Source organism: Mesorhizobium sp. 1M-11 (assembly GCF_001303895.1).
Lineage (GTDB): Bacteria > Pseudomonadota > Alphaproteobacteria > Rhizobiales > Rhizobiaceae > Mesorhizobium.
This window is the reverse complement of the sequence record NZ_LJSD01000011.1, coordinates 450,216-477,197: the sequence shown is the minus strand read 5'-3', so window position 1 is coordinate 477,197 and position 26,982 is coordinate 450,216. Positions and strand designations below refer to the sequence as shown.

Sequence of the window (26,982 nt, the reverse complement as noted above, 5' to 3'; positions counted from 1 at the left end):
AAACATTCAATTGACCGGACGACGATGAACGAGAAATCAGAGACTGCCGCCCCCACGGACGCCGGCAGTGCCTTAAAGGCTTCCGGAAAGACGGAAGAAACGCCCAGTCCGAGTACCAACTCCGGCAGCATAGCGAGCGAGCCTTCTTCTGCCGGCCCCTCACTGTTCGAGCGCATTCTGGGTCTTTTCCGTCAACGCAACGGAACCTCGTTGCGCGAGGAAATCGCCGACGCGCTCGCCGAAACCGAGACGGGCGCCGAGTCCTTCTCGCCTGGCGAACGGGCGATGCTCAACAACATCCTGCGCCTGCGCGAGGTTCGCGTCGAGGACGTCATGGTGCCGCGCGCCGACATCCAGGCAGTGGAGATCGGGACGACCCTGGGCGACATGCTGGTGTTGTTCGAACAGTCCGGCCATTCCCGCATGCCGGTCTATTCCGAGACGCTGGACGATCCGCGCGGCATGGTCCACATCCGCGACGTGCTCGCCCACATCACACGCCTTGCCCGGGTCAGGAAACCGGGCCGCGCCAGCCGCAAGACGCCGGCCAATGCGCTGCTCGACCTTACCCAGGTCGATCTCGCCCGCACCATCGGCGACCTCAGCCTTATCCGGCCGGTGCTGTTCGTGCCGCCTTCGATGCTGGCCTCCGACCTGATGGGCCGGATGCAGGCCGCGCGCACGCAGATGGCGCTGGTCATCGATGAATATGGCGGTACCGATGGCCTGGCCTCGCTGGAGGACATCGTCGAGATGGTGGTCGGCGACATCGAGGACGAGCACGACGACGACGAGCCGATGATCACGCAGGCCGGCGACGGCATCTATGTGGTCGATGGCAAGGCGGAGATCGATGACGTTGCCAAGATGCTCGGCGAGCATTTCGCAGCCGGCGAACACGGCGAGTCGGTCGACACGATCGGCGGCATGATCTTCAATACGCTGGGGCGCGTACCGGCGCGGGGCGAGGTGGTGCAGGCCATTCCGGGCTTCGAGTTCCACATCCTCGATGCCGATCCTCGCCGTGTGAAGCGCGTGCGCATCGTCGAGAGCCAGAAGGCGATCGAGCGCCGCCGCCGCGCGCGGGCCGAACAAGCGTAGGCTTATCCGGGATTTTTATAGTTAGCTCTTGCGCTAAGTGTCTTGGGGTGATACTTAGCCTTATGGATCAGTATTCGACGCGATTGGACGGAATTTTCCAGGCACTTGCCGACCCAACGCGGCGCGCGGTGCTGATGGAGCTCGGCAAGGGACCATCCAGCATCAGCGACCTCGCCAAGCCGTTCGACATGGCGCTGCCGTCTTTCATGAAGCACATCCACTTTCTCGAAGGCAGCGGCCTGATCCGGACGCAAAAACAGGGGCGCGTGCGCACCTGCGCCATCGAAACCAAGCAGTTTGCGATGATCGAAAGCTGGCTGTCGGCGCAGCGCGCGGTCTGGGAAGGCCGCAATGATCGCCTGGAGCGTTTCGTTCTCGCCGAGCATGATCCCGAAAAGTTGTAGACTTTTCGGACAACGATCATGCGGTAAACAAAAAGGCAGAGCGAAATGCCGCGGCATTTCGTTCTGAGCAGAACAAGGAGAAACCGGAATGAGCGAGACCGTGAATCCCGAGACCGATCTGATCCTGTCGCGCATCATCAGGGCGCCGCGCTCCGCCGTCTGGAACGCATGGGTCGATCCGGCGAGCTTCGCACGCTGGTGGGTCCCGGCGCCGGCCAGATGCAAGGTCGAGAAAATGGAGCTCCGTCCAGGCGGCGCTCTCGTCACGCGCATCAGCGAGGACGGCGGTGCCTTCCAGCCGCATCTCGATGCCTGTTTCCTGGCCATCGACGAGCAGGAACGTATCGTCTTCACCAATGCGCTCACCGGTGGCTGGCGTCCGGCCGACCAGCCCTTCATGACGGCGATCATCACGCTGCGCGAGCATCCGCAAGGCACGAATTACGCTGCCCATGTCATGCATAAGAGCAAGGCCGAGCGTGACATGCATGAAGAGATGGGGTTCCACGACGGTTGGGGCACGGTTGCCAGGCAACTCGCCGAACTGGTCGAGCCGGCTGAGCGGCTTGCTTTGAAATCGGCCTGAAACAGGTGCGTACCGGCATGGGTGCGGCCATGCCGGTATCTGGGGTCGGCATTTGGAGTGCGCGGCGTGGCCTGATACATCTTCCGCCATGATTCTCGTGACTCGGAAGAATGCATGGAGCGCCTCGCCGGCCGGATAATTCTGCTCTGGGGTTGGCGACGCGCGCTTGCGGCCTTTCTGGCCGGCGCGCTGGCGGTTTTTGGGCAGGCCCCTTACGATTTCTTCGCCGTCTGCTTCATTTCCTTTCCGGTTCTGGTCTGGTTGCTCGATGGCACGACGGGTGAGGCGTCCGGTGGCTTTCTGAAGCGACTGCGACCGGCATTCGCCGTCGGCTGGTGGTTCGGTTTCGGTTATTTCCTGGCTGGCCTGTGGTGGATCGGGCAGGCGCTGCTTGTGGAAGCCGACGATTACGCGTGGGCCCTGCCTTTCGCCGTGGTCGGTATCCCGCTCCTGCTGGCCTTCTTCTATGGGGTCGCCACGGCTGTTGCCCGGCTTTTGTGGAGCAGCGGGCTGGGCCGTATCGCGGCGCTCGCTGTTGGTTTTGCCCTGGCGGAGTGGCTGCGTGGCTTCGTCCTGACCGGCTTTCCCTGGAATGCGGTCGGCTATGCGGCAATGCCGGTTCCCCTATTGATGCAGAGTGTGTCGGCAATCGGCATGAACGGCATGAACGCGCTTGCCGTCTTCGTCTTCGCCATGCCCGCGCTGCTGGTCGGGCGGCGCAATCTTGCCGTGGGCGCGATTTTGGCGCTCGTCCTGGTCTGCGCGCATCTCGGCTTTGGTTATCTGCGGCTTACCACGCCGGTGCCGGCCGACAGAACGCTCGACATACGCATTGTCCAGCCGTCGGTGGACATGCGCGAGAAGTGGGACGCTTCTGTACGCGACCGTATCTTCGCGACATTGCTTGGCATGTCGTCGAAGACGCCGGATCCTGGCAAGAAAAAACCGCAGCTGATCCTGTGGCCGGAAACCTCCGTGCCTTTTCTGTTCACCGAGCGGCCCGATGCCCTGACCGCGCTTGGCGATACGCTGGCCGACGGCCAGATGCTGGTCGCCGGGGCGGTGCGGGAGGAGGGGGCGTCGGCCAATACCGGCGCGCGCTATTACAACTCGGTGGTCGCCATCAACGACAAGGGCGAGATCGCCGACGCCTTCGACAAGGTCCATCTCGTGCCGTTCGGTGAATATCTGCCTTTCGCCGAGCTATTGCGGCGCATCGGCATAGAACAGCTGGTCGCCGGGCCGACAATGTTTTCCGCTGGAAACGACCGGCATCCCATTGTGTTGCCCGGCGCGATCCGCGGCCTTCCGTTCATCTGTTATGAAGTCATTTTTCCTGACGAAGTGGCAGTTGACGCTGCGTCAAGTCAGCTTATTGTGAACCTTACCAACGATGCGTGGTTTGGGGACACGCCCGGCCCTTACCAGCATTTCCGTCAGGCCCAGATACGCGCGGTGGAAAACGGAATGCCTCTGTTACGTGCGGCTAACAATGGCATCTCCGCGGCCGTGGATGCACGCGGCCGAATCCTTGATGCCCTGGCCATCAATGCCCGCGACACCATTGATTTGAGCATCCCGGTTGCATCGTCATCCGATGTGATCTCAGCCGGCCAACGGCGCGTTAACGGATATCTGATTATGCTCGCCCTTGCCCTGATTGCTTTCGTTTTTTCCGTAAGGCACAAGCTACCGGCGAATTGACAGCCAGTATTTTAGAAACCCATTATGGAGCGGTTGGCATCTCTCGCACGCTGTCGCTTTTTTCGAACGAGATGGGAGCTCAGGTCAGAGGTTAGGCGTCAAAAACACAAGAAGCCGGAAGAATTCGGCGAGGATAAAATGGTAGAAGAAAACAAGAAAAAACCAAACCCAATTGACACTCATGTTGGCAGTCGCATCAGATTACGGCGTAACATGCTTGGAATGAGCCAGGAAAAGCTTGGCGAGAACCTTGGAATAACTTTCCAGCAAATTCAGAAATACGAGAAGGGTACGAACCGCGTCGGCGCCAGCCGCCTCCAGGCGATAGCTTCCATCATGAGCGTGCCGGTTTCCTTCTTCTTCGAAGATGCTCCAGGACAGGATGGCATTCCGCGCGGCGGTTTTGCCGAGGACAACGCCATGGCTCTGGCGGCGGAATTCTGCTCGACGCCCGAAGGCCTGCAACTCAATCGCGCTTTCGTGAAGGTCGCCGATCCGAAGGTTCGCCGGCGGATCATCGACCTCATCAAGTCGCTCGCCGGCGACGAAGCAAGCTGAATCGGGACGCGATTATCCGGTCGTCATCACATGGCGGCCGGCTTTACCTGGAACATCGCAATCCAGGGAATTTTGTTCCACTGCCGCATCAGGCTTTGATATCCGATACTGCGCAATCGTCTTGACGAGGCTGGCGCAGCCCCGCTAACACGTGGCCCGCTAGATCGGCGATCTGCCGATTGCTTTCCAGAGGGGACACCCGTGTCGCGCCAGAACTATCTCTTCACATCCGAATCCGTTTCCGAAGGTCACCCCGACAAGGTGTGCGACCGTATCTCCGATGAGATCGTCGATCTCGTTTACCGCGAAGCCAGGAAGACAGGCATGGATCCGTGGAAGGTCCGCGTCGCCTGCGAAACGCTTGCCACCACCAATCGCGTTGTGATCGCGGGTGAAGTGCGTGTGCCTGAGACGCTGCTGAAGAAAGACAAGGCCGGCAACATCGTCAAGGATTCCGCCGGGCACCCGACCGTCAATCCTTCCAAATTCAAGTCGGTCGCGCGCAAGGCGATCCGGGAGATCGGTTACGAACAGTCCGGTTTCCATTGGAAGACCGCAAAGATCGACGTGCTGCTGCACGGCCAGTCGCCCGATATCGGCCAGGGTGTCGACAACGCCGCCGACCGCCAGGGCGAAGAAGGTGCCGGCGACCAGGGCATCATGTTTGGCTATGCCTGCCGTGAGACGCCGGACCTGATGCCGGCGCCGATCTATTACAGCCACAAGATTCTCGAACTGCTGGCCGACGCCCGCCATAAGAACAACGGCGATGCCGGCAGGCTTGGTCCGGACGCCAAGAGCCAGGTCACCGTGAAGTATGTCGACGGCAAGGCCGCCGAGGTCACGCAGATCGTGCTTTCCACCCAGCATCTCGAAGAAAGCTGGGATTCCAAGAAGGTCCGCAAGGTCGTCGAACCCTATATCCGCGAAGCATTGGGCGACCTGAAGATCGCCGGCGACTGCAACTGGTACATCAATCCGACCGGCAAGTTCGTGATCGGCGGGCCCGACGGCGACGCAGGCCTCACCGGCCGCAAGATCATCGTCGACACCTACGGTGGTGCCGCACCGCATGGCGGCGGCGCCTTCTCCGGCAAGGATACCACCAAGGTTGACCGTTCGGCTGCCTATGCCGCGCGCTACCTCGCCAAGAACGTCGTGGCGGCGAAGCTTGCCGACCGCTGCACCATCCAGCTTTCCTACGCTATCGGCGTTGCCCAGCCGCTTTCGGTCTATGTCGACCTTCATGGCACCGGCGCCGTCGATGAGGCCAAGCTGGAAGCGGCGCTGCGCGAGGTCATGGACCTGTCGCCGTCCGGCATCCGTCGCCACCTCGATCTCAACAAGCCGATCTATGCCAAGACTTCGTCCTACGGCCATTTCGGCCGCAAGGCCGGCCGGGACGGCTCTTTCTCTTGGGAGAAGACCGATCTGGTGAAGGCGCTCAAGGACGCCGTCGCCAACAAGGTCGCGGCCGCCGCCTGAGGCGACCGTTTCTGACATGGAAGACGAACCGCGCCGCAGCCGAACGAGTGAAGCCTTTTTCGGACGGCGGCGCGGCAAAACCATACGTCCCGCGCAGGCAACTGCTCTGGAGGTCGGCCTCCAGCGCTACCGGCTCGATCTGGCGCAGCAGGCGCCGAAAGAACTGCAAGGCCTTTTTGGGGCCTCCGTTTCTTCGATCCGGCTCGAAATCGGTTTCGGCGGTGGCGAGCATCTGCGTCAGGAAACGCTGACGTATCCTGACACCGGTTTCATCGGCGCCGAACCCTTCGTCAATGGCATGGCCAAGATGATGGTCGCGCTGGCGAAAGAGCCCGCGGACAACCTGCGCGTCTTCGACGACGATGCAGCCCTGTTGCTCGACTGGCTGCCGCAGGCCTCCCTCGACTGGATCGATCTTCTCTATCCCGACCCGTGGCCCAAGAAGCGGCACTGGAAGCGGCGTTTCGTCAGCCCCGTGAATCTCGACCGTTTCGCGCGCGTTTTGAAGCCGGGCGGCAAGTTCTGCTTTGCTTCCGACATCGACACCTATGTGAACTGGACGCTCCAGCATTGCCGTGCGCACCCGGCGTTCGCGTGGCAGGCGAACGAAGCGGCCGACTGGCATACGCCTTACCCCGGATGGGAAAGCACGCGCTATGAAGCCAAGGCCATCCGCGAGGGGCGCCGTACCGCCTATCTGACGTTTATCCGACGATAGCGTCGTCTATCCGACGACGGTGTCGTCACTCGCTTTGTCTGCGGGTGAAGAAGCCGGCGGAAACGTGACGCGTGCGCGCAATCCCTTGCCGGATGCGGGCGTTTCGAGCGTGAGCCTGCCGCCGAACAATTCGGCGATCTCTTCCACGATCGGCAGTCCAAGCCCGCTGCCGGGCTTGTCGGCACCGGCCCCGCGCGAAAAGCGCGTGCGAACCGCGGCCAGCTTGTCCGGCGGAATACCGGGGCCGTTGTCTTCGACCTCCAGAACCGCTTCGTCCCCGCCGGACACGCGCACCGTGATTTCGGCTCCGCTGCCGGCATAGGCGATGGCGTTGTCGACCAGATTGCCGACCAACTCGCCGATAAGCAGCGGTTCGCCCCTGATCGCGACCGGTTCGCTGCCTTCGAAGCCGAGATCGGCACCGGCAGCATTTGCCTCCATGACGCGGTCGGCGACGCCTTCCATGGTGACGGTGGTGAGATCGACCGATGTCGTCTCGATCATGTCCGATGCCGCGGCGTCGATGCGCGCCAGGAGAAGCAATTGGGCAAGGACGTGCTCGGCGCGCACGATTGCAGTATCGGCGGTCTGGGCTGCGGCTTTCGCTTCGGCGAGTGATTTCGCGCGGCCGGCGAGCGCGAGCTGTGTGCGCACGATGGTCATCGGCGTGCGCAATTGATGGCTGGCATTGCCGGTGAAGTTGCGCAGCCCGGACAAGGCGGCACCCAGCCGCACCATGAAGGAATTCACCGTTTCGACCAGACCGCGCACCTCCCCCGGTACGCGGTCGTCGATCGGGTGCAGGTCGTCGGGGCTGCGTTCGGCAATGGCGGAACGCAGCCGGTAAAGCGGTTGCAGCGAAGCATTGACGGCAAACCAGGTGATAAGGGCCGCACCGCCGATCAGCACCGCCAGCCGAAGGGCGGAATGCAACAGGATGGTCTGGGCCAACTGGGTGCGCGCGATGGTGGTTTCGGCAACCGTCACCACGAAGGGGATGGAATCGACACCGGTCGAGGCCGAGCGGGCAAGGGCAGCCAGCCGGATCGGCTCGCCACGGAAGGTCGCATCGGAAAACTGTGCTCTCTCCGGCGGCGGTGCCGGCATGAGGGGCAAGGTGTCATAGCCGGTGATGAAGGTGCCCGGTGGGCCGTCGACCCTGTAGAATACCCGATCCTGAGCAGCCGAAGTCAGCATTTCCAGGGCCACATACGGAATGTCGACTTCGAGGGTACCTTCCTCGGAAACGACCACGCGCTCGGCAATCGCCAGGGCCGAACCGGCCAGCACGCGGTCCGACGCGGCGTTTGCCGTCCCGATTGCCTCCCGCCAGGTATCGAGCAGGGCGATCACCCCGATCGCGATCAGCGGCACGAGCAGCCAGAACAGCAGTCGGCGGCGCAGCGAATAGGGCGCGGCGACTGCCATCAGCAAATGTCCCCCATGCTTCCGCTACACTTTCTCGAGATAGTAGCCGATGCCGCGCGCGGTGCGTACGGTTACGCCATAGGGGGCAAGCCGCCGCCGCAGCCGGCTGACATATTGCTCGATAGCGTTGAAGGACAGCTCCTCGTCGAAGCCGGCCAGCGATTCCAAGATCGACTGTTTCGGCACCACTTTTCCGGTGCGCAGGAACAGGGTTTCGAGCAGGCTCACTTCGCGCGCCGGCAAATCGAGTGGCGTGCCGCCGCCTGAGAAGCTGCGCGAGGTAAGATCGAAGGTCACATCGCCGAACGAGACGATTGACGATTTCAACCCTGCATGGCGCCTCAGCAGCATACGCACGCGCGCTTCCAGTTCATCGACGTCGAAGGGTTTGGTCATATAGTCGTCGGCGCCGAGGTCCAGCCCCTTGATCTTGTCATGCAGGTCGGCGCGTGCGCTGAGGATGAGCACACCTGGCCCGTCCTGACGCGCGCGGATGCTGCGCAGCACCTGCAACCCGTCCATGCCGGGCAGGTTGAGGTCGAGGATGACAAGGTCGACCCGCTCGGCGGCGAGCACGGCCAGCGCCGACTGCCCATCAACAACATGGTCGACTGCGTAGCCACTGCCTTTCAGCACGGCCACAAGCCCATCGGCCAGGGTCTGCGTGTCCTCCACCACCAGAATGCGCAACCGGAACTCCTTGCCGGAAATCGTTTTCCCGAACCTAGAGCATGATCCCGAAAAGTTGCAGACTTTTCGGATGAAGATCATGCGCAAGGTAAAGAGCATGATCCCGAAAAGTTGCAGACTTTTCGGGAAAGATCATGCGCAAGACAAAGAGACAGGGCGGAGTACCGATCCACGCTGATCGCATTCCGCTCTGGCAGACTTTCGTGCGCACCAAACCGCCGCAACCTGCGGCGCTTGTGGATGATCGCGGGCTCGGGCAAGTTGGCCGCCATGCGCTTTCTAGTCATCGTTCTGCTGGTTTTGGTGTCGAGGCCTGCGCAGGCCGAGACAACGCTTTTCCCGGCGCTCAACGGTGACGCGGGCGCGCGTACGCTCATCGTTTATTCCGCGCTGGACGCGCCTTTGGCCAAGGGCATGATCGAAGGGTTTCGCCGCGCCAATCCCGGCGTCGCGGTGCGCTACGAGGAATTGCTGACCGGCGACATCTATACGCGCATCATCGAAGAGACCAACGCTGGCCAGAACACCGGCGATGTCGCCTTTTCATCCGCCATGGATCTGCAGGTCAAACTCGCCAATGACGGCTATGCGCAGGAAAGCGACCTGCCGATGAGCGCACGCTGGCCACGCTGGGCGAACTGGCGCAACACCGCCTATGCGCTGACCTTCGAACCGGCAGTCTTCGTCTACCACAAGCCGAGTTTCCGCGATGTCTTGCCGCCGGCGACACGTTCCCAGTTCGTCGACTATCTCGAGCGCAACGCCGACGCCGTGAGAGGCAAGATCGCCACCTATGACATCGAGCGCTCCGGCGTCGGCTTCATGTTCATGGCGCGCGACCAGGAACAGTTTCCCGATATCTGGTCGGTCATCCGCAGCATGGGCAAGGCCGGCGTCAAGTTGTACTCGAGAAGCGCTGCAATCCTTGAGCGCATTGCCGATGGCCGGGCAGTCCTGGGCTACAACATCCTCGGTTCCTATGCGACGGATTGGGCGGCACGCAATCCGGATGTCGGCATCGTCATGCCGAGGGATTATACGGTCGTCATGTCGCGCATCGGCCTCGTGCCGAAGGCGGCGGCTTCGCCGGATCTCGGTCGCGCCTTGCTTGCCTATTTCATGTCGGCTGAGGGGCAGACGATCATGGCGCGTGATCTCCACATCGCTGCGGTCAATCCGGATGTGTCGGGTGAAAACACCGCCAATGCCATCCAGGCTACGATGGGCGCACAGCTTCGCCCGGTTCCGGTGAGCCCCGGTCTTCTCGTCTATCTCGATCAGGTCAAGCGCAACCGCCTTGTCGAACGCTGGAACGCTGCCCTGCAAGGCCGCTGACCACGAAGCGGTGGCAAAGGCCCTGTGTTTGGGTCATGATCGCTCTGCCGGGCAGGATGTCAGTCAGATGTCAGCTTGCTCGGTTAGCATTTCTGTCGGTTTGGCTGTTGGAGGCGGCTGGGCCTGCAGGTCTGGGAGGAGAGGGGCCACAACGGCCGGCACCGGGGCGAAGGCAGAAGCCTTCGACGGCAGCTATCCAAAACCACCGTTCTCCCAGGGTTGTCTCGACGCGACGCCAGCCGTGCGACGCGAACCAATGCGAACATGACGCCAGCCGACCCCAATGGGCTGCGTCTCAAGGGAGAGAGACCGTGAAGAAATTCCTTCTGGCGACCATCGTGGCGAGTGTGATGGCCATTCCGGCCTTCGCCGCCGACTACAAGATCATGGCCCCCGCGGCACCGGGCGGCGGCTGGGACCAGACCGCGCGCTCCATGCAGAGCGCGCTGCAAGATGAGAAGATTTCCAGCTCCGTACAGGTAACCAACGTGCCGGGTGCCGCCGGCACCATCGGGCTGGCCCAGTTCGTCAACCAAGCCAATGGCGATGCCTCGCAACTGCTTGTCGGCGGCTATGTGATGGTCGGTGGCATCTTGACCAACAATTCGCCGGTGACGCTCGAGCAGGTAACGCCGATCGCGCGCTTGACCGGCGAATACGAGGTGGTTGTGGTGCCTGTCGCATCCGACATCAAGGACATGGCCGGCCTGGTAGCCAAGCTGAAGGCGGATCCGGGTTCTGTGTCGTGGGGCGGCGGCTCCGCAGGCGGCACCGATCACATCACAGCCGGCCTGATCGCCAAGGCGGTCGGCGTCGATCCGACCAAGGTCAACTACATCGCCTTCTCGGGTGGCGGTGAGGCGCTTGCGGCCTTGCTCGGCAACCAGGTCACCGTCGGCATCTCCGGCTATGGTGAATTCTCCGAACAGGTGAAGGCCGGCACGCTGCGGCTCATCGGCATTTCCAGTGAAAAGCCCATTGCTGGCATTGAAGCGCCGACCTTCAAGGAAGCCGGCGTCGACGTCGCTATCCAGAACTGGCGCATGGTTGCCGCCGCGCCCGGCATCAGCGCCGAGCAGAAGGCTGCGATCGTTGCCGATATCGACAAGATGGTGAAGTCCGCCGCCTGGCAGAAGATCCTCACCGACAAAGGTTGGGAGAACACCTATCTGGCCGGCGACGAATTCACTGCGCAGCTGAAGAAGGACACCGAACTCACCGCCGGCGTTCTCAAGGACATCGGCTTGGTCAAATGAGCGAAACCTCCTCCAAACAGACATCGCGCCGCCCTGATTGGGCGGCGCTTGCCATTGCCATCGCGCTGGCCGTCGTGGCGATCGTCGTTGTCTGGTCGACGGCGCGGCAAACCGGAGCCGCGAGTTATGCCCGCATCGGGCCGACCACTTTTCCGTATGTGATCGCTGCAGTCTTTTTCATCCTGGCGATCTGGACGGCATTCGAAGGCTGGCGCGGCGATTTCCCCGAGCGCGAACAGCAGCAAATCAGCCCGATCCTGTGGATCGTCGGTGGCCTGGCCGCGCAAATGCTGCTTTTGAAGGTCGCCGGGTTCTCGATTGCCACCGGCCTGCTGTTCGCGGCCACGGCGCGCGCCTTCGGCAAGGGGCCCCTGTGGAAGACGATCCCGCTCGGCATCGTGTTTGCCTACGTCATCTGGGTGATCTTCGCGCGCGGCCTGTCGCTTTCGCTGCCTGCCGGGCCGCTTGAACATCTTTTGTTTTGAACGGAATTAGCGGACGAGGCTCATGACAACGTTCGAACTCCTCGCGCACGGGCTTGTGGTCGCCCTGCAGCCGATGAATTTGCTTTATGCGCTGATCGGCGTGACCTTGGGTACCGCCGTGGGTGTTCTACCGGGCATCGGTCCGGCGCTGACGGTCGCTCTTCTCTTGCCGGTGACTTACAAGCTCGACCCGGCCGGCTCACTCATCATGTTCGCCGGCATCTACTACGGCGGCATGTATGGCGGCTCGACAACATCGATCCTGCTCAATACGCCCGGCGAGAGTTCCTCGATCGTGACCGCGCTCGAAGGCAACAAGATGGCGCGCGCCGGCCGCGGCGGCCCAGCGCTTGCCACCGCCGCCATCGGTTCCTTCGTTGCAGGCCTTATCGCCACCGTCGGCCTTGCCTTCATTGCGCCGACGATCGTGAAACTGGCACTTTCTTTCGGTCCCGCGGAATATTTCGCGCTGATGGTACTCGCCTTCATGACCGTATCGGCCGCCTTCGGCGAATCGACGCTGCGCGGCCTGACCTCGCTTTTCATCGGCCTGTTGCTCGGCCTGATCGGCATCGACCTGCAGACGGGTCAGGCGCGGCTTGCCTTCGGCATTCCGGACCTGCTTGACGGTGTCGAGGTGACGACGCTGGCCGTGGCCCTTTTCGCCATTGGCGAGGCGCTTTCAGTGGCTGCGGCCAAGGGCGGCGATTCGACGATCCAGGCGATCAAGGGCTCGGTGTGGATGACGCGCGAGGATTGGCGTAGGTCCTGGAAGCCGTGGCTGCGCGGCACGGCGATCGGTTTCCCGATCGGTGCCATGCCGGCAGGCGGTGCCGAGATTGGTACCTTCCTGTCCTATTCTGTAGAAAAGCAGTTGGCTGAGAAGCCGGAGGAGTTCGGCAAGGGCGCCATCGAAGGCGTCGCGGGACCCGAGGCCGCCAACAATGCCTCGGCGGCAGGCACCCTGGTGCCGTTGCTGACGCTCGGTTTGCCGACGACGGCGACGGCCGCCATCATGCTTGCGGGCTTCCAGCAGTTCGGTCTGCAGCCGGGGCCGCTGCTGTTCGCCACCAATCCGCAACTGGTCTGGGGCCTGATCGCCAGCCTTCTGGTGGCCAACCTCATGCTCCTGGTGCTCAACCTGCCACTGATTGGGTTGTGGGTGAAATTGCTGACCATTCCGACGCCTTGGCTCTACGCCGGCATCCTGATGTTCGCGACGCTCGGCACCATCGGTGCCAACCCGTCGACCTTCGAACTCGGGCTGCTTCTGGCTTTCGGCCTGCTTGGCTATGGCTTGCGGCGTTTCCACTATCCGATCGCACCGGTGGTGGTGGGGCTGATTCTCGGGCCGCTGGCGGAACAGCAATTGCGCCGCGCGGTCGCCATCAGCCAGGGCGATCCCTCCGTGTTGTTCCATTCCTGGATCGCGGTGGGACTGTGGGTGCTTGCGGCCGCGGCGGTGCTGGTGCCGCTCTATCTGCGCTGGCGCGGCAAGGACAAGATCCTGTCGCAACTCGGCGGTGATGAAGACTGAACGGAGCGTTCTGACCGGCAACCACGTCGCCGGTAGCGGTTTTTCGTCCGGAATTGCTTAAAAACAAAGAGTTAGAGCGTTTCCTCGTTTCCGAGAAAACGGAAATGCTCTAGATGCGACGGATCTTGGCGAACTCGACCGGGTCGATGCCGAGGCGGCGAAGGTCTTGGCCCTTGGGGGCGCGGTTGCCTTCCACGGCGCCGGCCGCATTGACCGCGCTGCCGACGATGTCGATCAGGTTGCGAAAAGCGGTTCTGCTGGTGCGCACGGGTTTGCTCCATTTCTCTGGCACAGCGTTTTGCTGCGCTGCACAAAATATAGGAGGCCGATGGTGCGGCTAACAGGTCTTTCACGGCAAGTCTGCCATGCGGTGCGCGCATGGGTGGAAATCGGTCGATGCCAAGTTGCGTCAGGATTCGGCTCGATGGCTTGAGCCCACAACGGAGCCTTGCAATTCGGTGCCGCCATTGTTATATCGGCATCAAATTCTTGGTCGGTATGACGAAGAGTGGGTCCACCCGGTCCCGCTCTTTTTTGTTACCGGCCGTCGCCAAGAGATTCGAGCAGCGGACACCGGATGTCATCAAGCCAGGCCGATAGCGACGACCGTATCATCCGCGAGAGCGGTATCGATGCACGCATCGCCATCATCGTCGAGCCGGTGCTGCGTGGCATGGGCTTCCGTCTCGTGCGTGTACGCCTGTCGGGTCAACATGGTCTGACGCTGCAGATCATGGCCGAGCGCGAAGACGGCACCATGACCGTCGAGGATTGCGAAGAAGTCAGCCGTGCGATCTCGCCGGCGCTCGATGTCGACGATCCCATCGAGAAGGCGTATCATCTGGAAGTGTCTTCGCCCGGGATCGACCGGCCGCTGGTCCGCACGTCGGATTTCGTCACCTGGACCGGCCATCTGGTCAAGCTGGAGACTTCGGTCCTCATCACCGACCGCAAGCGCTTCAAGGGCAAGATCGCGGAAGCCGATGCCGACGGCATCCTGCTGGAGCGTGACAAGGCGGCCTACGGCGAGGAGCCGACGGTGCGCATTCCTTTTGATGCGATTGTCGAAGCTCATCTCGTGCTGACCGATGATTTGATCCGCGAAGCCCTGTCGAGGGACAACCGGGCGCGCAAGGAAGCCAAGAAACACCGCGGCGACGTCGATGCCGCAGAAGAAACAGAAGCTGAGAAGTGAATGAGCGGCCGCCGGCTAGGGCGGCCCTGTTCAGGGAGACTAAGATGGTTGTAAGCGCCAACAGGCTCGAACTCCTGCAGATCGCAGACGCGGTCGCGCGCGAAAAGTCGATCGACAAGTCGATCGTGATTGCCGCCATGGCCGATGCGATCCAGAAGGCGGCGCGCTCGCGTTATGGCCAGGAGACCAACATTCGCGCCGACATCAACCCGAACACCGGTGAGATGAAGCTGCAGCGGCTGATGGAAGTGGTTGAGAACGTCGAGGACTATGCCACGCAGATTGCGCTGGTCTCGGCCCGCGAGCGCAACCCCGATGCGCAGCTTGGCGACTTCATCGCCGAACAGCTGCCGCCGATGGATTTTGGCCGCATCGCCGCACAGTCGGCCAAGCAGGTCATCGTGCAGAAGGTGCGCGAAGCAGAGCGCGATCGTCAGTACGACGAATACAAGGATCGTATCGGCGAGATCGTCAACGGCACGGTCAAGCGCGTCGAATACGGCAACGTCATCGTCGATCTCGGCCGTGGCGAGGCGATCATTCGCCGCGACGAGCTGATCCCGCGCGAAAACTACAAATATGGCGACCGCGTCCGCGCTTATGTCTATGACGTGCGTCGCGAGCAGCGCGGCCCGCAGATCTTCCTGTCGCGTACGCATCCGCAGTTCATGGCGAAGCTCTTCACCATGGAAGTGCCGGAAATCTACGACGGCATCATCGAGATCAAGTCGGTGGCCCGCGATCCGGGCTCGCGCGCCAAGATCGCGGTCATCAGCCGCGATTCCTCGATCGACCCGGTCGGCGCCTGCGTCGGTATGCGTGGTTCACGCGTCCAGGCCGTCGTCGGCGAGCTGCAGGGCGAAAAGATCGACATCATCCCGTGGTCGCCTTCGGCTGCGTCCTTCATCGTCAACGCCTTGCAGCCGGCGGAAGTCGCCAAGGTGGTGTTGGACGAGGATGCGGAGCGCATCGAGGTGGTGGTGCCGGACGACCAGTTGTCGCTGGCCATCGGCCGTCGCGGCCAGAACGTGCGTCTTGCCTCGCAATTGACGGGCTGGGACATCGACATCCTGACCGAGCAGGAAGAAAGCGAACGTCGCCAGAAGGAATTCGTCGAACGCTCCAACCTGTTCATGGAAGCTCTCGACGTCGACGAGATGGTTGGCCAGGTGCTGGCTTCGGAAGGTTTCACCTCGGTTGAGGAAGTAGCCTATGTCGATCCCGATGAAATCTCCTCGATCGACGGTTTTGACGAGGATACCGCGAGCGAGATCCAGAATCGCGCCCGCGAACACCTGGAGAAGGTCGAGGCCGAACACGACGCCGCCCGCCAGAAGCTGGGCGTGCAGGATGAATTGCGCGAAATCCCGGGCGTGACCACCGCCATGATGGTGACGCTGGGCGAGGACGGTGTGAAGACCATCGAGGACTTTGCCGGCTACGCAGCAGACGATCTCGTCGGCTGGAAAGAGCGCAAGGACGGCGAGACCAAGGTTTTCCCGGGCGTGCTTGCCGCGCACGGTATTTCCAAGACAGAAGCCGAGCAGATGGTTCTGGCGGCGCGCCTCAAGGCTGGTTGGATTTCCGAAGAGGAAGCCCAGGTCGAGGTTGCCGAAGCCGAAACCACCGGCGCTTGAGATGAGACCGGCCGGAGTAACCCTTGTCCGAGATGAACGATCGCACCTGCATCGTCACAAGGAAGACCGCCGAAACGGATGAACTGATCCGTTTCGTCGTCGGTCCGGATTCGGCCGTCGTTCCCGATCTAAAGAGATCGTTGCCGGGTCGGGGTTGCTGGGTCAGCGCCGACCGAGCTACCGTCGACAAGGCCTCTGCCAAGGGGCATTTTGCCCGCGCCTTCAAGAAACAGGTCATCGTTCCGCCGGAACTCGGCGCAATGGTCGAAGGCTTGTTCGTACGCTCCGCCCTGGGCGCGCTTGGGCTTGCCCGCAAGGCAGGCGCGGTTGCGCTGGGCGCTGCCAAGGTCGATAGTGTCGTGCGCTCCGGCAAGGCAGCGCTTGTCCTGCACGCTTTCGAAGCCTCCGAGGACGGAGTGCGCAAGATCACCCAGGCACGCCGCGCCACCGCCCATCTCGGTGGCCCCGCCATTCCCGCATACAAACTTTTCGCGGAAGCGGATTTGGGTTTGGCATTGGGGGGGACAAATGTGATACATGCTGCCGTTCTCGCGAGCGACGCGGGTAAGGCGGCCGTGAAGCGCATGGTTGCGCTCGACCGTTACCGGGGCGGTTCCCCGGACGATCTGGCAATGATTGTGGCTGTTGCCGGCGATGATGATGCCGCAGAGGATATCGAATGAGTGATACGAATTCGGGCGACGACAAGACGTTGAGTGTTACGCCCAAGAAGACATTGACGCTGAAGCGCCCGGGTATCGAGCAGAGCACGGTGCGCCAGAACTTCTCGCATGGCCGCACCAAGCAGGTCGTCGTGGAGACGAAGCGCAAGTTCGTGAAGCCTGGCGAGCAACAGCCGGCTCCGGCCCCGCAGACGGTATTCGCACCGAAGCCGGCCGCTCCTCAGCCGCAGCCTCCGGTCCAGCCGCAACCGCGTCCACAGCAGGCCGCTCCTGTGGTGCAGGAGCAGCGTCGCCCGACGCCGCCGCCTCAGCCGGATCGTGGCGGCATGGTGCTGAACGAATTGTCACGCGGTGAAATGGAAGCCCGACGCCGGGCTCTCGAGGGCTCACAGGCGCGCGAGATAGAAGATCGTCAGCGCGCCGCCGAGGATGCCAAGCGCCGTGCCGACGAAGAGGAACGCCGCAAGCGCGAGCGCGAGGATTCCGCGCGCCGCCAGGCCGAGGAAGAAGCACGCATCAAGGCCGAGGCAGAAGCGCGTCGCCGGGCGGAAGAAGAAGCGCGCCGCCGTGCGCCGCAGACCGCCGATCAGGTGGCCGCCGAGGAAGAAGAGGCCAAGCCGCGCGGTCGCGGTGGTGCTGCTTCGGCTTTGCCGCCGCGTCGTCTCGCGACGCCGGAACTCGCCCGTCCGGCCAAGCCGACCAAGGCCGAGGAAGATCGCCGGCGCGGCAAGCTGACGCTCAACACGGCGCTGTCTTCCGAGGATGGTGATGCTCGTGCGCGTTCGCTGTCGGCGATGCGCCGTCGCCAGGAAAAGTTCAAGCGCGCGATGCACAACGAGCCGCGCGAGAAGGTCGTACGCGAAGTGACGCTGCCCGAAACCATCACGATCCAGGAACTTGCGCAGCGTATGTCCGAGCGCGCCGTGGATGTGGTCAAGTATTTCATGAAGCAGGGCCAGATCCTGAAGCCGGGCGACGTCATCGACGCTGACACGGCTGAACTGGTGGCTTCGGAATTCGGGCACACCGTCAAGCGTGTTGCCGAGTCGGACATTGAGGAAGGCTTGTTCAACATCGCCGACCGCGACGAGGATCTCGTCTCGCGTCCACCGGTGGTGACCATCATGGGGCACGTCGACCACGGCAAGACCTCGCTGCTCGATGCCATCCGCCACGCCAATGTGGTGTCCGGCGAAGCCGGCGGCATTACCCAGCATATCGGTGCCTACCAGGTCGAGAAGGACGGTCAGAAGATCACCTTCATCGACACGCCCGGTCACGCCGCCTTCACGGCGATGCGTGCCCGCGGCGCACAGGCCACCGACATCGCTATCCTGGTGGTTGCCGCCGATGACAGCGTGATGCCGCAGACGATCGAATCGATCAGCCATGCCAAGGCCGCGGGGGTTCCGATCATCGTGGCCATCAACAAGATCGACAAGCCGGCCGCGGATGCGCAGAAGGTGCGTACGCAGCTCTTGCAGCATGAAGTGTTCGTCGAATCGATGGGCGGTGAAGTGCTCGACGTCGAAGTGTCGGCCAAGACCGGCACAGGCATCGACAAGCTGCTGGAAGCCATTCTGCTGCAGTCCGAAATCCTGGACCTCAAGGCCAATCCGGACCGCACGGCGGAAGGTGTGGTCATCGAAGCGCGCCTCGACAAGGGCCGCGGTCCGGTCGCTACCGTGCTGGTGCAGACCGGCACGCTGATGCCGGGTGAAATCCTGGTCGCCGGCAACGAATGGGGCCGTGTGCGCGCGCTGGTCAACGACCGTGGCGAACACGTGAAGGAAGCGCCGCCGGCCATGCCGGTGGAGATCCTCGGCCTCCAGGGAACGCCCCAGGCTGGCGACCGTTTCGCGGTCGTCAACAATGAGGCGCGTGCCCGTGAGATCACCGAGTACCGCCAGCGTCTAGCCCGCGACAAGGCGGTCGCCAAGCACGCTACGCAGCGCGGCTCGCTGGAACAGATGATGTCGCAGCTGCAGGCGAGCGGGTTGAAGGAATTCCCGCTCATCATCAAGGGCGACGTGCAGGGTTCCATCGAAGCGATCGTGGCCGCGCTGGACAAGCTCGGGACCGACGAGGTGAGGGCACGTATCGTCCACGCCGGCGCCGGTGCCATCACCGAAAGCGATGTCACACTGGCCGAAACCTCGGGCGCTGCGATCATCGGCTTCAACGTCCGCGCCAACGCGCAGGCAAGGACTGCCGCCGAGCAGGCGGGTATCGAGATCCGTTACTACAACATCATCTACAACCTGGTGGATGACGTTAAGGATGCGATGTCGGGCCTGCTTTCGCCGGAACGTCGCGAAACCTTCCTTGGCAATGCGGAGATCCTCGAGGTCTTCCATATCACCAAGGTCGGCAAGGTCGCCGGTTGCCGCGTTACGGAAGGCCGTGTCGAACGCGGTGCGGGCGTGCGCCTGATCCGCGACAACGTGGTCATCCACGAAGGCACGCTGAAGACGCTGAAGCGGTTCAAGGACGAAGTTCCGGAAGTGCCGGTCGGCCAGGAATGCGGAATGGCCTTCCAGAACTACGAGAACATCCTGGCTGGCGACATCATCGAATGCTTCCGCGTCGAAATGGTGACCAGGAAGCTTTAAGGAACCTGGCAAAAACGGGAGGGCGGCTTCGGCCGCTCTCCTTGATGATAACCGTGGCTGCGGTCCCACTCCGCAAACGGGTTAGGTTGGCTTATGTTCGGGGTTACCCGCAGGGACCTGCCTAAGAACCGGCCATCGGCTGGACGGCTTCATGTGATTGGATTTCTCCACAAATGGCCGATGCGCCATCGCGGTCACGTGTCCGGTCAGCTTCCCCATCCGAGAGATTGAAATGAATAGACAGCAATCCAGCGGCCCATCCCAGCGCATGCTTCGCGTCGGCGAGCAGGTGCGCCATGCTCTTTCCGATATCCTTCAGCGCGGTGAAGTGCGTGACGACCTCATTGAGATGACGGTCATCTCGGTATCGGAAGTGCGTATGTCACCCGACTTGAAGATCGCCACCGCCTTCGTCGCGCCGCTCGGCGCCAAGGACGACAAGGCGGTCGTCGAGGCGCTGAACCGCAATGCCCGCTTCATTCGCGGGCGCATGTCGCCGGCGCTGCGGCAGATGAAATACATGCCGGAATTCCGTTTCCGGCTCGACACCAGCTACGACAATTTCTCGAAGATCAATGAGTTGCTGCATTCGCCGGAAGTGGCACGCGACCTCGGCCATCATGAGAGCGACAAGGATGAGGGGAACGAGGAGTAATGGCGCGTCGAGGCAAGAAGAAGGGCCGTCCGGTTTCCGGCTGGCTGATCCTGGACAAACCGGTCGGCATGGGTTCGACCGACGCGGTGTCGAAGGTTAAATGGCTGTTCCAGGCCGAGAAGGCGGGACATGCCGGCACGCTCGACCCGTTGGCGTCCGGCATGCTGCCGATCGCACTGGGCGATGCGACCAAGACCGTGCCCTATGTGCAGGATGGCGCCAAGATCTACCGCTTCACGGTTGCCTGGGGCGAGGAGCGTACCACCGACGACCTTGAAGGTCGGGTGACGAAGACGTCGGACAAGCGTCCGAGCGAGGCGGATGTCCGCGCGCTGCTGCCCAACTACACCGGTGTCATCATGCAGACGCCGCCGCAGTTTTCAGCCATCAAGATCGCAGGCGAGCGCGCCTACGATCTTGCCCGCGAGGGCGAGACGGTCGAAATACCTGCGCGAGAGGTCGAGATCGGCCGCCTCGACATTGTCGAACATGGCGCTGACCGGACTATCTTCGAGGTCGAATGCGGCAAAGGCACCTATGTGCGCTCGCTGGCGCGTGACATGGGACGTGACCTCGGCTGTTTTGGCCACATCGCGGACCTTCGCCGCACCGAGGTCGATCCGTTCACGTCCGAGGATTTCGTCACCATCGCAGAACTGGAAGCGGCCTTGCCGCCGGCGGCTGAGGATGACGAGGCGCCACTTTCCGGTGTCGACCGTCATGCCGCGCTGGACGGCTTCCTGATTGATACGGTCGCAGCCTTGGAATGTCTGCCGCAGGTTGTCATCAGCGACGACGCGGCGTCCAAGATCAGGCTCGGCAATCCTGTCATCATCCGCGGCCGCGATGCTCCGGTCGAGGCGGAAGAGGCTTGCGCCACAGCGCGCGGCAAGTTGGTCGCGATCGGCGCGATTGAACAAGGCATGTTCAAACCCAAGCGTGTCTTTGCCGGCTGAGACCTGGTTCGCCGGAGCAGTTTCAGCAAAAGTGCGCAGCGGTTTTGCGTCCGGAATTGCGCAGAAACAAAGAGTTAGAGCGTTTCCGCGATTCGGAGAAAAGCGGAAATGCTCTAATATCCGCGCAGAGATTCGCGCGAGGCTCGCATGGCAAAAGCGGAAACGGTTCAGAAGCGAGAGCCGAGAATGGCGAGGCGTTCGCCCGTCGGCGCTTCGCCGGGCACGTTGATTGCCGACCCCAGGGCGCGGCGCAGCGAGCTCAATCTGACGCTGATCGACCGCGACCGCTGCGAGAAGATCGATAATGCCAGTATCGATGACCTGCACACGCATTGCGAAAAATGGCCGCTCGTCTGGCTGGATTGCGTCGGCCTGGCCAATGTCGAGCTGATCGAGCAGATCGGCAAGATCTTCGGTTTGCATCCGCTGGCACTGGAAGATGTCGTCAACACCGGCCAGAGACCCAAGGCGGAGTTCTTCGACGACCACGCCTTCGTCGTTGTCAACATGATCGACGATCCCGCCACCTATCGCTACGAGCAGATTTCCCTGTTTTTCGGCAAGGGTTTCGTCATCACCTTCCAGCAGCGTGAGGGCGATCCGTTCGATCCCGTGCGCAAGCGTATCGTCGCTTCGACGCCCAACCGTTTGCGTTCGCGCGGTGCCGACTATCTCGCCTATGCGCTGATCGACGCTATCGTCGACTCGTTCTTCCCCTTGATCGAAAGCGCCAGTGCCCGCACCGACGAGATCGAGGATTCGATGCTGCGTCATCCGCATAAACATCAGGTTCTCGTCTTGCACGAACAGCGACGGCATGCCGGCCAATTGCACCGGACCATGCTGTCGTTGCGCGACGCGCTGGCAGGGTTGGTTCGTTCTGACGCTGCCTACATCAAGCCGGAAACCAAGATTTTCCTGAACGACACGTTGGATCATGCCTATCGGCTGGTGGAACTGGCCGATACACAACGCGACATGACGACCGGCTTGATAGAGATGCACCTCTCGCTCAGCCAGGCCCGGACCAATGAGGTGATCAGCCTGCTCACCATCGTCTCGGCGATCTTCATTCCGCTCACTTTCCTGGTTGGCGTATGGGGCATGAATTTCGATCCCGCGACGTCGCCGTGGAACATGCCAGAACTGCGCGGCTATTACGGCTATCCGGCAGCTCTCGTTTTCATGGCGCTGGTAGCGGTGGGGTTGGTCATATTCTTCAAATGGAAGAAGTGGCTTTAGGAGCGCAAAGTCCTGGCACGCGCGTCGCTCAGGCCAGCCATGTGAATATGCGCTGGCTTTTTGCGTTCTTTTGCACTATACGCGCCGCAACATCGCGCCGGATTGCGTGATGATCACTGACCCTTGCTGGACGACATCCCGGCTGTGGGCGCCTCGTTTCCTCCATTGAGAAAGGAAAAATACGATGTCGATTACTGCTGAACGCAAGAAGGAACTGCTGGTTCAATTCGCCACCGTCACGGGCGACACCGGTTCGCCGGAAGTGCAGGTTGCTATTCTTTCCGAGCGTATCAAGAATCTCACCGAGCACTTCAAGGACCACAAGAAGGACAACCATTCCCGTCGTGGCCTGCTCGCACTCGTTTCCCAGCGTCGCAGCCTGCTTGACTATCTCAAGCGCAAGGATGAGGCGCGCTACCAGACGCTGATCGAGAAGCTCGAACTGCGTCGCTGACGAATTGGCCGGCGGGTTCTCATCGAGAACTCGCCGGTCGCGCATTCGGGCTCGATAGCCCGACCCGGTTTCTGTTGGCAGAGGGCCGCATGAAACCGCCCGTGGACGGTCATGGGGCAGGATTGCAGGATGCTTGGCACGGGCGCCGACCCGACCTCTTTCAAGCCTCCCGTTGTCTTGCCCGTGGCTGCCCGACAAAGGAGCCAGGAAGGGGGCGTCGCGCATGATTGGATGGCGCGGCCCCTTCCGCATATGAAGGACAAGATATGTTCAATCAACACAAAGTCGAAATCGAATGGGGCGGCCGTCCGCTCATTCTCGAGACCGGCAAGATCGCGCGCCAGGCTGACGGCGCTGTGCTGGCGACCTATGGCGAGACCGTGGTTCTGGCCACCGTCGTTTCGGCCAAGGAGCCCAAGCCCGGCTTCGACTTCTTTCCGCTGACCGTCAACTACCAGGAAAAGACCTACGCGGCCGGCAAGATCCCGGGTGGCTACTTCAAGCGTGAAGGCCGCCCGAGCGAGAAGGAAACGCTGGTTTCCCGCCTGATCGACCGCCCGATCCGTCCGCTGTTCGCAGATGGCTACAAGAACGATACCCAGATCGTTGTCACCGTTGTCCAGCATGATCTCGAGAACGATCCGGACATCCTGTCGATCGTTGCCACCTCCGCGGCGCTGACCCTTTCCGGCGTGCCCTTCATGGGTCCGATCGGTGGCGCCCGAGTCGGCTACATCAATGGCGAGTATGTGCTGAACCCGCACATCGACGAGATGCAGGAATCCAAACTCGACCTCGTGGTCGCCGGTACGGGCGACGCGGTGCTGATGGTCGAGTCGGAAGCCAAGGAACTGGGCGAAGAGCTGATGCTCGGCGCTGTCATGTTCGGCCACAAGGCTTTCCAGCCGGTGATCGAAGCCATCATCAAGCTGGCCGAGGTTGCCGCAAAGGACCCGCGCGATTTCACGCCGCCGTCCTTCGGCGATCTGGAAAAGGAAATGCTCGGTGTTGCCGAAGCCGACCTGCGCGCCGCTTACAAGATCACCGACAAGCAGGCCCGCTACGCCGCCGTTGATGCCGCCAAAGCCAAGGTCAAGGCTGCTTTCACCCCGGCCGAAGGCGAGGAAGCGAAGTATTCGTCCGAGCAGGTCGCGACCGTGTTCAAGGAACTCCAGGCCAAGATCGTGCGCTGGAACATCCTCGACACCGGCTCGCGCATCGACGGCCGTGACCTCAAGACCGTCCGTTCGATCGTTTCGGAAGTCGGCATCCTGCCGCGCACCCACGGCTCGGCATTGTTCACCCGCGGCGAGACCCAGGCGATCGTGGTTGCCACGCTGGGCACCGGCGAAGACGAGCAGTATGTCGACTCGCTGACCGGCATGTACAAGGAGACCTTCCTCCTTCACTACAACTTCCCGCCCTATTCGGTCGGCGAGACCGGCCGCATGGGTTCGCCCGGCCGCCGCGAAATCGGTCACGGCAAGCTCGCCTGGCGCGCCATTCATCCGATGCTGCCTTCGGCCGAGCAGTTCCCGTATACGCTGCGTGTCGTCTCCGAGATCACCGAGTCCAACGGCTCGTCCTCGATGGCTACCGTCTGCGGCACCTCGCTGGCGCTCATGGATGCCGGCGTGCCGCTGGCCAAGCCGGTTGCCGGTATCGCCATGGGCCTCATCAAGGAAGACGAGCGTTTCGCCGTTCTTTCCGACATCCTGGGTGACGAGGATCACCTCGGCGACATGGACTTCAAGGTGGCCGGCACCGCCAACGGCATCACCTCGCTGCAGATGGACATCAAGATCGATGGCATCACCGAGGAGATCATGAAGGTGGCGCTGGGCCAGGCCAAGGACGGCCGCCTGCACATCCTCGGCGAAATGGCCAAGGCCATCTCCGAGGGCCGCAAGGAACTCGGCGAATTCGCTCCGCGCATCGAGGTCATGCATATCCCGACCGACAAGATCCGGGATGTCATCGGCTCGGGTGGCAAGGTGATCCGCGAGATCGTCGAGAAGACCGGCGCCAAGATCAACATCGAGGACGACGGCACGGTGAAGATCGCTTCGTCGAATGCCAAGGAGATCGAGGCTGCGAAGAAGTGGATCCACACCATCGTGGCCGAGCCGGAAGTCGGCGAGATCTACGAGGGTACGGTCGTCAAGACCGCCGACTTCGGCGCCTTCGTGAATTTCTTCGGTCCGCGTGACGGCCTCGTCCACATCTCGCAGCTGTCCGACCAGCGCGTTGCCAAGACCACCGACGTGGTCAAGGAAGGCGACAAGGTCTGGGTCAAGCTGATGGGCTTCGACGAGCGTGGCAAGGTTCGCCTTTCCATGAAGGTCGTCGACCAGGAGACCGGCAAGGAAATCGCCCGCGAGAAGAAGGCGGAAGGTGAAGAAACCGCCGCCTGATCGCACCGATCACGTAGAATGAAGAAGGGCGCGGCCAATGCCGCGCCCTTCTTCATTTATTGTGGTCCGCCTGTTGATGTTACCAAGGTAACTTGGTAACAATCCAGTATGATCGAAAGAACGCAGACGGGCGTGCGCCTGGCCACGCCGCTCCTCAAGGTGTTGAAAGGCCTCGCAGCCGAAAAGGGCATCAGCCTCGGCGATCTTCTCGAAGGCGTCGTGCTGCACGCCTTCGAGGGCAAATCCGCCTTTTCCGACGAGACGTTGGCGACGATCGTCAAGCTGAAGGATGTCTATGACTGTCGGCTGACCAGTGCCGACAGTCATCTGCATCCCGATCGGGAGGGCTGACCATGCGTCGGGATTTTACGCACGAGATCCGCGTGGCTTTGCCCGTCGAGGAGGCATTCCTTCTGTTCACGCCCAAGGGCGAGGAGGCGTGGGTGCCTGGCTGGTCGCCCGACTATGTTTTTCCCGAAACGGGTGAAACGACCAAGGATATGATCTTCCGCACGGGTAACGGTGAAGAGGTCACGATCTGGACCTGCCTGGACTGGCAGCCCGATCGACACCATGTCCGCTACCTCAGGACGACGCCGGCGCTACGGGTCGCCTTTGTCGAGGTGACCTGCCACGCAGAAGGAAGCGACACCAAGGCAGTGGTTTCCTATGGCTACGTCCCGCTGACCACGAAAGGGCAGGATATGGTCGCCTCCATGACGCAGCAGGCCTTCGCCGCCAACATCGACGAATGGTCCGTTCTGATTGCCGATTATCTGCGCATCGACGCACATTCCCAACTGAAATGCGACAATCGACCCTCATGAGCGCCGATACGCTGAAAACACTGTTCCATCCCTTCGAAGCCGATGCGCTGCCCTTGCCAGGGCCGGGCAAGCGCGCATTGTTTCTCGGTGCCGAGCCGGGCTTGCGACTGCCCACCGACTTTGGCGCTGACCTGCATCTTGTCCAAGGTTTTCGTCCCGACTTCCGGTTGTTGCAAACATCCGGCCATACAGTCTCGCCGCAGGTCGAGGGCGAGAACTACGATCTTGCTTTTGTTCTCGCAGGCAAGCATCGAGGCCTGAACGAGCTACACATTGCGGAGGCCATCGAACGCACCTGCGAAGGTGGCGTGATCGTCGTTGCCGGCGGTAAGGAGGATGGCATTGCCAGTCTGCGCAAGCGGACAGGTGAACTCGTTGCCATGGAAGGTCATCTTTCAAAGCATCATGGTCAGGTTTTCTGGTTTGCCCGGCCCGACAGCGATATCGCGGCCAAATTGCGCGCCGCCAATCCTTCGGTTCTGGTCGAGGATCGCTACGAGACCGCACCCGGCATGTTCTCCTTCGACCGTGTCGACGCAGGATCGCGCTTTCTTGCCGAGCACCTCCCTGCCGATATCAAGGGTCATGCCGCCGATTTCTGTGCCGGTTGGGGCTATCTGTCCGTTGCACTTGCCGAGCGGACGGCTGGTCTGACCGGTCTCGATCTTTACGAAGCCGACCACGCTGCGCTCCAGGCGGCAGGTCGCACGCTCGCCCGGCTGATGCCGGACCTGCCGGTGAGGCGGTTCTGGCATGATCTTGCCGGCGAACCCGTCGATGCGCGTTATGACGTCATCGTCATGAACCCGCCCTTTCACCGTGGCCGTGCGGCCGAACCGGAACTCGGGGCCGCAATAATCCGCGCGGCGGCGAAGGCGCTGAAGCCCGGTGGGCGTCTGTTCATCGTGGCGAACCGGCAATTGCCTTACGAACGCGTCCTCGCCGAGGCCTTCTCAAGTCACACGGAAATCGTCCGCAACGACGCTTTCAAGGTGCTGCTGGCGCGCCGCTGACCGGATG

General features: G+C 62.0%; 26 protein-coding genes. 23 read left to right on the top strand and 3 right to left on the bottom strand.

All coding sequences use genetic code 11. The features are described 5' to 3' along the window. Positions 1 to 24: 24 nt before the first annotated feature. The 7 genes from AO692_RS06090 to AO692_RS06060 all read left to right on the top strand — a co-directional run bounded on the left by AO692_RS06090 (position 25) and on the right by AO692_RS06060 (position 6,556). Entirely contained in the window at positions 25 to 1,101 is a 1,077-nt protein-coding gene (locus AO692_RS06090; RefSeq protein ID WP_054309128.1) for a hemolysin family protein, read from the top strand. A gap of 62 nt (positions 1,102 to 1,163) precedes the next feature. After that, complete coding sequence (locus AO692_RS06085) at positions 1,164 to 1,505, top strand: metalloregulator ArsR/SmtB family transcription factor (protein ID WP_054309127.1); 342 nt, start codon at positions 1,164 to 1,166, stop codon at positions 1,503 to 1,505. 88 nt (positions 1,506 to 1,593) lie between these two features. Next, positions 1,594 to 2,091 (top strand): SRPBCC family protein, encoded by a 498-nt coding sequence (locus AO692_RS06080; RefSeq protein WP_054309126.1) that lies wholly within the window; start codon positions 1,594 to 1,596, stop codon positions 2,089 to 2,091. 114 nt (positions 2,092 to 2,205) lie between these two features. Continuing rightward, on the top strand, positions 2,206 to 3,795 hold the full coding sequence (lnt, locus tag AO692_RS06075) for an apolipoprotein N-acyltransferase (protein ID WP_054309125.1): 1,590 nt from the start codon (positions 2,206 to 2,208) through the stop codon (positions 3,793 to 3,795). A 138-nt stretch (positions 3,796 to 3,933) separates the two neighbouring features. Next, the gene (locus AO692_RS06070) at positions 3,934 to 4,353 is read left to right on the top strand and encodes a helix-turn-helix transcriptional regulator (protein ID WP_054309124.1); all 420 of its coding nucleotides are present in this window, start codon (positions 3,934 to 3,936) and stop codon (positions 4,351 to 4,353) included. Positions 4,354 to 4,554: 201 nt separating this feature from the next. After that, positions 4,555 to 5,838, top strand: a complete 1,284-nt coding sequence (metK, locus tag AO692_RS06065) for a methionine adenosyltransferase (protein ID WP_054309123.1) — start codon at positions 4,555 to 4,557, stop codon at positions 5,836 to 5,838. A gap of 16 nt (positions 5,839 to 5,854) precedes the next feature. Continuing rightward, positions 5,855 to 6,556, top strand: a complete 702-nt coding sequence (locus AO692_RS06060; RefSeq protein ID WP_054309122.1) for a tRNA (guanosine(46)-N(7))-methyltransferase TrmB — start codon at positions 5,855 to 5,857, stop codon at positions 6,554 to 6,556. Between the two features lie 6 nt (positions 6,557 to 6,562). Here the strand turns inward: AO692_RS06060 and AO692_RS06055 are convergent, their stop codons facing one another. Together AO692_RS06055 and AO692_RS06050 are read right to left on the bottom strand one after the other, a co-directional pair. Beyond that, complete coding sequence (locus tag AO692_RS06055) at positions 6,563 to 7,984, bottom strand: sensor histidine kinase (RefSeq protein ID WP_054309121.1); 1,422 nt, start codon at positions 7,982 to 7,984, stop codon at positions 6,563 to 6,565. Positions 7,985 to 8,008: 24 nt separating this feature from the next. After that, positions 8,009 to 8,674 carry a response regulator transcription factor gene (locus AO692_RS06050; protein ID WP_054309120.1) on the bottom strand — a complete coding sequence of 222 codons (666 nt, stop codon included), beginning with the start codon at positions 8,672 to 8,674 and terminating at the stop codon, positions 8,009 to 8,011. A 270-nt stretch (positions 8,675 to 8,944) separates the two neighbouring features. Here AO692_RS06050 and AO692_RS06045 point away from each other — a divergent pair, with 270 nt between their 5' ends. From AO692_RS06045 to AO692_RS06030, 4 genes are all read left to right on the top strand, one after another. Continuing rightward, a complete protein-coding gene (locus AO692_RS06045) occupies positions 8,945 to 10,009 on the top strand; it encodes an ABC transporter substrate-binding protein (protein WP_054309463.1) in 1,065 nt (354 codons plus the stop codon). Positions 10,010 to 10,320: 311 nt separating this feature from the next. After that, positions 10,321 to 11,265: a tripartite tricarboxylate transporter substrate binding protein gene (locus tag AO692_RS06040; protein ID WP_054309119.1), complete on the top strand. Its 945-nt coding sequence runs from the start codon at positions 10,321 to 10,323 to the stop codon at positions 11,263 to 11,265. Continuing rightward, positions 11,262 to 11,750 (top strand): tripartite tricarboxylate transporter TctB family protein, encoded by a 489-nt coding sequence (locus AO692_RS06035; RefSeq protein ID WP_054309118.1) that lies wholly within the window; start codon positions 11,262 to 11,264, stop codon positions 11,748 to 11,750. Before AO692_RS06040 ends, AO692_RS06035 begins: the two co-directional genes overlap by 4 nt. Positions 11,751 to 11,772: 22 nt before the next feature. Next, entirely contained in the window at positions 11,773 to 13,287 is a 1,515-nt protein-coding gene (locus AO692_RS06030; RefSeq protein WP_054309117.1) for a tripartite tricarboxylate transporter permease, read from the top strand. A 109-nt stretch (positions 13,288 to 13,396) separates the two neighbouring features. Here AO692_RS06030 and AO692_RS33370 read toward each other — a convergent pair whose 3' ends face one another. Beyond that, positions 13,397 to 13,555, bottom strand: coding sequence for a hypothetical protein (locus AO692_RS33370; protein WP_162839656.1), 159 nt, complete (start codon positions 13,553 to 13,555; stop codon positions 13,397 to 13,399). Positions 13,556 to 13,864: 309 nt separating this feature from the next. Between AO692_RS33370 and rimP the strand changes: the two genes are divergently transcribed. From rimP to AO692_RS05970, 12 genes are all read left to right on the top strand, one after another. Then, the gene (gene rimP / locus AO692_RS06025; RefSeq protein ID WP_054309116.1) at positions 13,865 to 14,482 is read left to right on the top strand and encodes a ribosome maturation factor RimP; all 618 of its coding nucleotides are present in this window, start codon (positions 13,865 to 13,867) and stop codon (positions 14,480 to 14,482) included. 44 nt (positions 14,483 to 14,526) lie between these two features. Further along, complete coding sequence (nusA, locus tag AO692_RS06020; protein WP_054309115.1) at positions 14,527 to 16,119, top strand: transcription termination factor NusA; 1,593 nt, start codon at positions 14,527 to 14,529, stop codon at positions 16,117 to 16,119. A 32-nt stretch (positions 16,120 to 16,151) separates the two neighbouring features. Continuing rightward, positions 16,152 to 16,802: an RNA-binding protein gene (locus AO692_RS06015; RefSeq protein ID WP_054309114.1), complete on the top strand. Its 651-nt coding sequence runs from the start codon at positions 16,152 to 16,154 to the stop codon at positions 16,800 to 16,802. Continuing rightward, complete coding sequence (gene infB, locus AO692_RS06010; RefSeq protein ID WP_054309113.1) at positions 16,799 to 19,414, top strand: translation initiation factor IF-2; 2,616 nt, start codon at positions 16,799 to 16,801, stop codon at positions 19,412 to 19,414. Before AO692_RS06015 ends, infB begins: the two co-directional genes overlap by 4 nt. 232 nt (positions 19,415 to 19,646) lie before the next feature. Then, a complete protein-coding gene (gene rbfA / locus AO692_RS06005) occupies positions 19,647 to 20,069 on the top strand; it encodes a 30S ribosome-binding factor RbfA (protein WP_054309112.1) in 423 nt (140 codons plus the stop codon). Next, complete coding sequence (truB, locus tag AO692_RS06000; protein WP_054309111.1) at positions 20,069 to 21,025, top strand: tRNA pseudouridine(55) synthase TruB; 957 nt, start codon at positions 20,069 to 20,071, stop codon at positions 21,023 to 21,025. Before rbfA ends, truB begins: the two co-directional genes overlap by 1 nt. A gap of 147 nt (positions 21,026 to 21,172) precedes the next feature. Further along, a complete protein-coding gene (gene corA, locus AO692_RS05995) occupies positions 21,173 to 22,267 on the top strand; it encodes a magnesium/cobalt transporter CorA (protein WP_054309110.1) in 1,095 nt (364 codons plus the stop codon). Between the two features lie 184 nt (positions 22,268 to 22,451). After that, positions 22,452 to 22,721, top strand: a complete 270-nt coding sequence (gene rpsO, locus AO692_RS05990; RefSeq protein WP_054309109.1) for a 30S ribosomal protein S15 — start codon at positions 22,452 to 22,454, stop codon at positions 22,719 to 22,721. A 266-nt stretch (positions 22,722 to 22,987) separates the two neighbouring features. Further along, positions 22,988 to 25,135: a polyribonucleotide nucleotidyltransferase gene (gene pnp / locus AO692_RS05985; protein WP_054309108.1), complete on the top strand. Its 2,148-nt coding sequence runs from the start codon at positions 22,988 to 22,990 to the stop codon at positions 25,133 to 25,135. A gap of 108 nt (positions 25,136 to 25,243) precedes the next feature. Beyond that, entirely contained in the window at positions 25,244 to 25,486 is a 243-nt protein-coding gene (locus tag AO692_RS05980; protein ID WP_054309107.1) for a hypothetical protein, read from the top strand. A 2-nt stretch (positions 25,487 to 25,488) separates the two neighbouring features. Further along, positions 25,489 to 25,962, top strand: coding sequence for a hypothetical protein (locus AO692_RS05975; protein WP_054309106.1), 474 nt, complete (start codon positions 25,489 to 25,491; stop codon positions 25,960 to 25,962). Beyond that, the gene (locus tag AO692_RS05970) at positions 25,959 to 26,975 is read left to right on the top strand and encodes a class I SAM-dependent methyltransferase (RefSeq protein ID WP_054309105.1); all 1,017 of its coding nucleotides are present in this window, start codon (positions 25,959 to 25,961) and stop codon (positions 26,973 to 26,975) included. The genes AO692_RS05975 and AO692_RS05970 overlap by 4 nt, the downstream gene beginning before the upstream one ends. Positions 26,976 to 26,982 lie beyond the last annotated feature (7 nt).

Coding starts and splice junctions, on each gene's coding strand:
- AO692_RS06090 (WP_054309128.1), top strand. CDS start 25: ATGAACGAGAAATCAGAGACTGCCGCCCCCACGGACGCCGGCAGTGCC.
- AO692_RS06085 (WP_054309127.1), top strand. CDS start 1,164: ATGGATCAGTATTCGACGCGATTGGACGGAATTTTCCAGGCACTTGCC.
- AO692_RS06080 (WP_054309126.1), top strand. CDS start 1,594: ATGAGCGAGACCGTGAATCCCGAGACCGATCTGATCCTGTCGCGCATC.
- lnt (WP_054309125.1), top strand. CDS start 2,206: ATGGAGCGCCTCGCCGGCCGGATAATTCTGCTCTGGGGTTGGCGACGC.
- AO692_RS06070 (WP_054309124.1), top strand. CDS start 3,934: ATGGTAGAAGAAAACAAGAAAAAACCAAACCCAATTGACACTCATGTT.
- AO692_RS06060 (WP_054309122.1), top strand. CDS start 5,855: ATGGAAGACGAACCGCGCCGCAGCCGAACGAGTGAAGCCTTTTTCGGA.
- AO692_RS06055 (WP_054309121.1), bottom strand. CDS start 7,984: ATGGCAGTCGCCGCGCCCTATTCGCTGCGCCGCCGACTGCTGTTCTGG.
- AO692_RS06045 (WP_054309463.1), top strand. CDS start 8,945: ATGCGCTTTCTAGTCATCGTTCTGCTGGTTTTGGTGTCGAGGCCTGCG.
- AO692_RS06035 (WP_054309118.1), top strand. CDS start 11,262: ATGAGCGAAACCTCCTCCAAACAGACATCGCGCCGCCCTGATTGGGCG.
- AO692_RS06030 (WP_054309117.1), top strand. CDS start 11,773: ATGACAACGTTCGAACTCCTCGCGCACGGGCTTGTGGTCGCCCTGCAG.
- rimP (WP_054309116.1), top strand. CDS start 13,865: ATGTCATCAAGCCAGGCCGATAGCGACGACCGTATCATCCGCGAGAGC.
- nusA (WP_054309115.1), top strand. CDS start 14,527: ATGGTTGTAAGCGCCAACAGGCTCGAACTCCTGCAGATCGCAGACGCG.
- AO692_RS06015 (WP_054309114.1), top strand. CDS start 16,152: ATGAACGATCGCACCTGCATCGTCACAAGGAAGACCGCCGAAACGGAT.
- infB (WP_054309113.1), top strand. CDS start 16,799: ATGAGTGATACGAATTCGGGCGACGACAAGACGTTGAGTGTTACGCCC.
- rbfA (WP_054309112.1), top strand. CDS start 19,647: ATGAATAGACAGCAATCCAGCGGCCCATCCCAGCGCATGCTTCGCGTC.
- truB (WP_054309111.1), top strand. CDS start 20,069: ATGGCGCGTCGAGGCAAGAAGAAGGGCCGTCCGGTTTCCGGCTGGCTG.
- corA (WP_054309110.1), top strand. CDS start 21,173: ATGGCAAAAGCGGAAACGGTTCAGAAGCGAGAGCCGAGAATGGCGAGG.
- rpsO (WP_054309109.1), top strand. CDS start 22,452: ATGTCGATTACTGCTGAACGCAAGAAGGAACTGCTGGTTCAATTCGCC.
- pnp (WP_054309108.1), top strand. CDS start 22,988: ATGTTCAATCAACACAAAGTCGAAATCGAATGGGGCGGCCGTCCGCTC.
- AO692_RS05980 (WP_054309107.1), top strand. CDS start 25,244: ATGATCGAAAGAACGCAGACGGGCGTGCGCCTGGCCACGCCGCTCCTC.
- AO692_RS05975 (WP_054309106.1), top strand. CDS start 25,489: ATGCGTCGGGATTTTACGCACGAGATCCGCGTGGCTTTGCCCGTCGAG.
- AO692_RS05970 (WP_054309105.1), top strand. CDS start 25,959: ATGAGCGCCGATACGCTGAAAACACTGTTCCATCCCTTCGAAGCCGAT.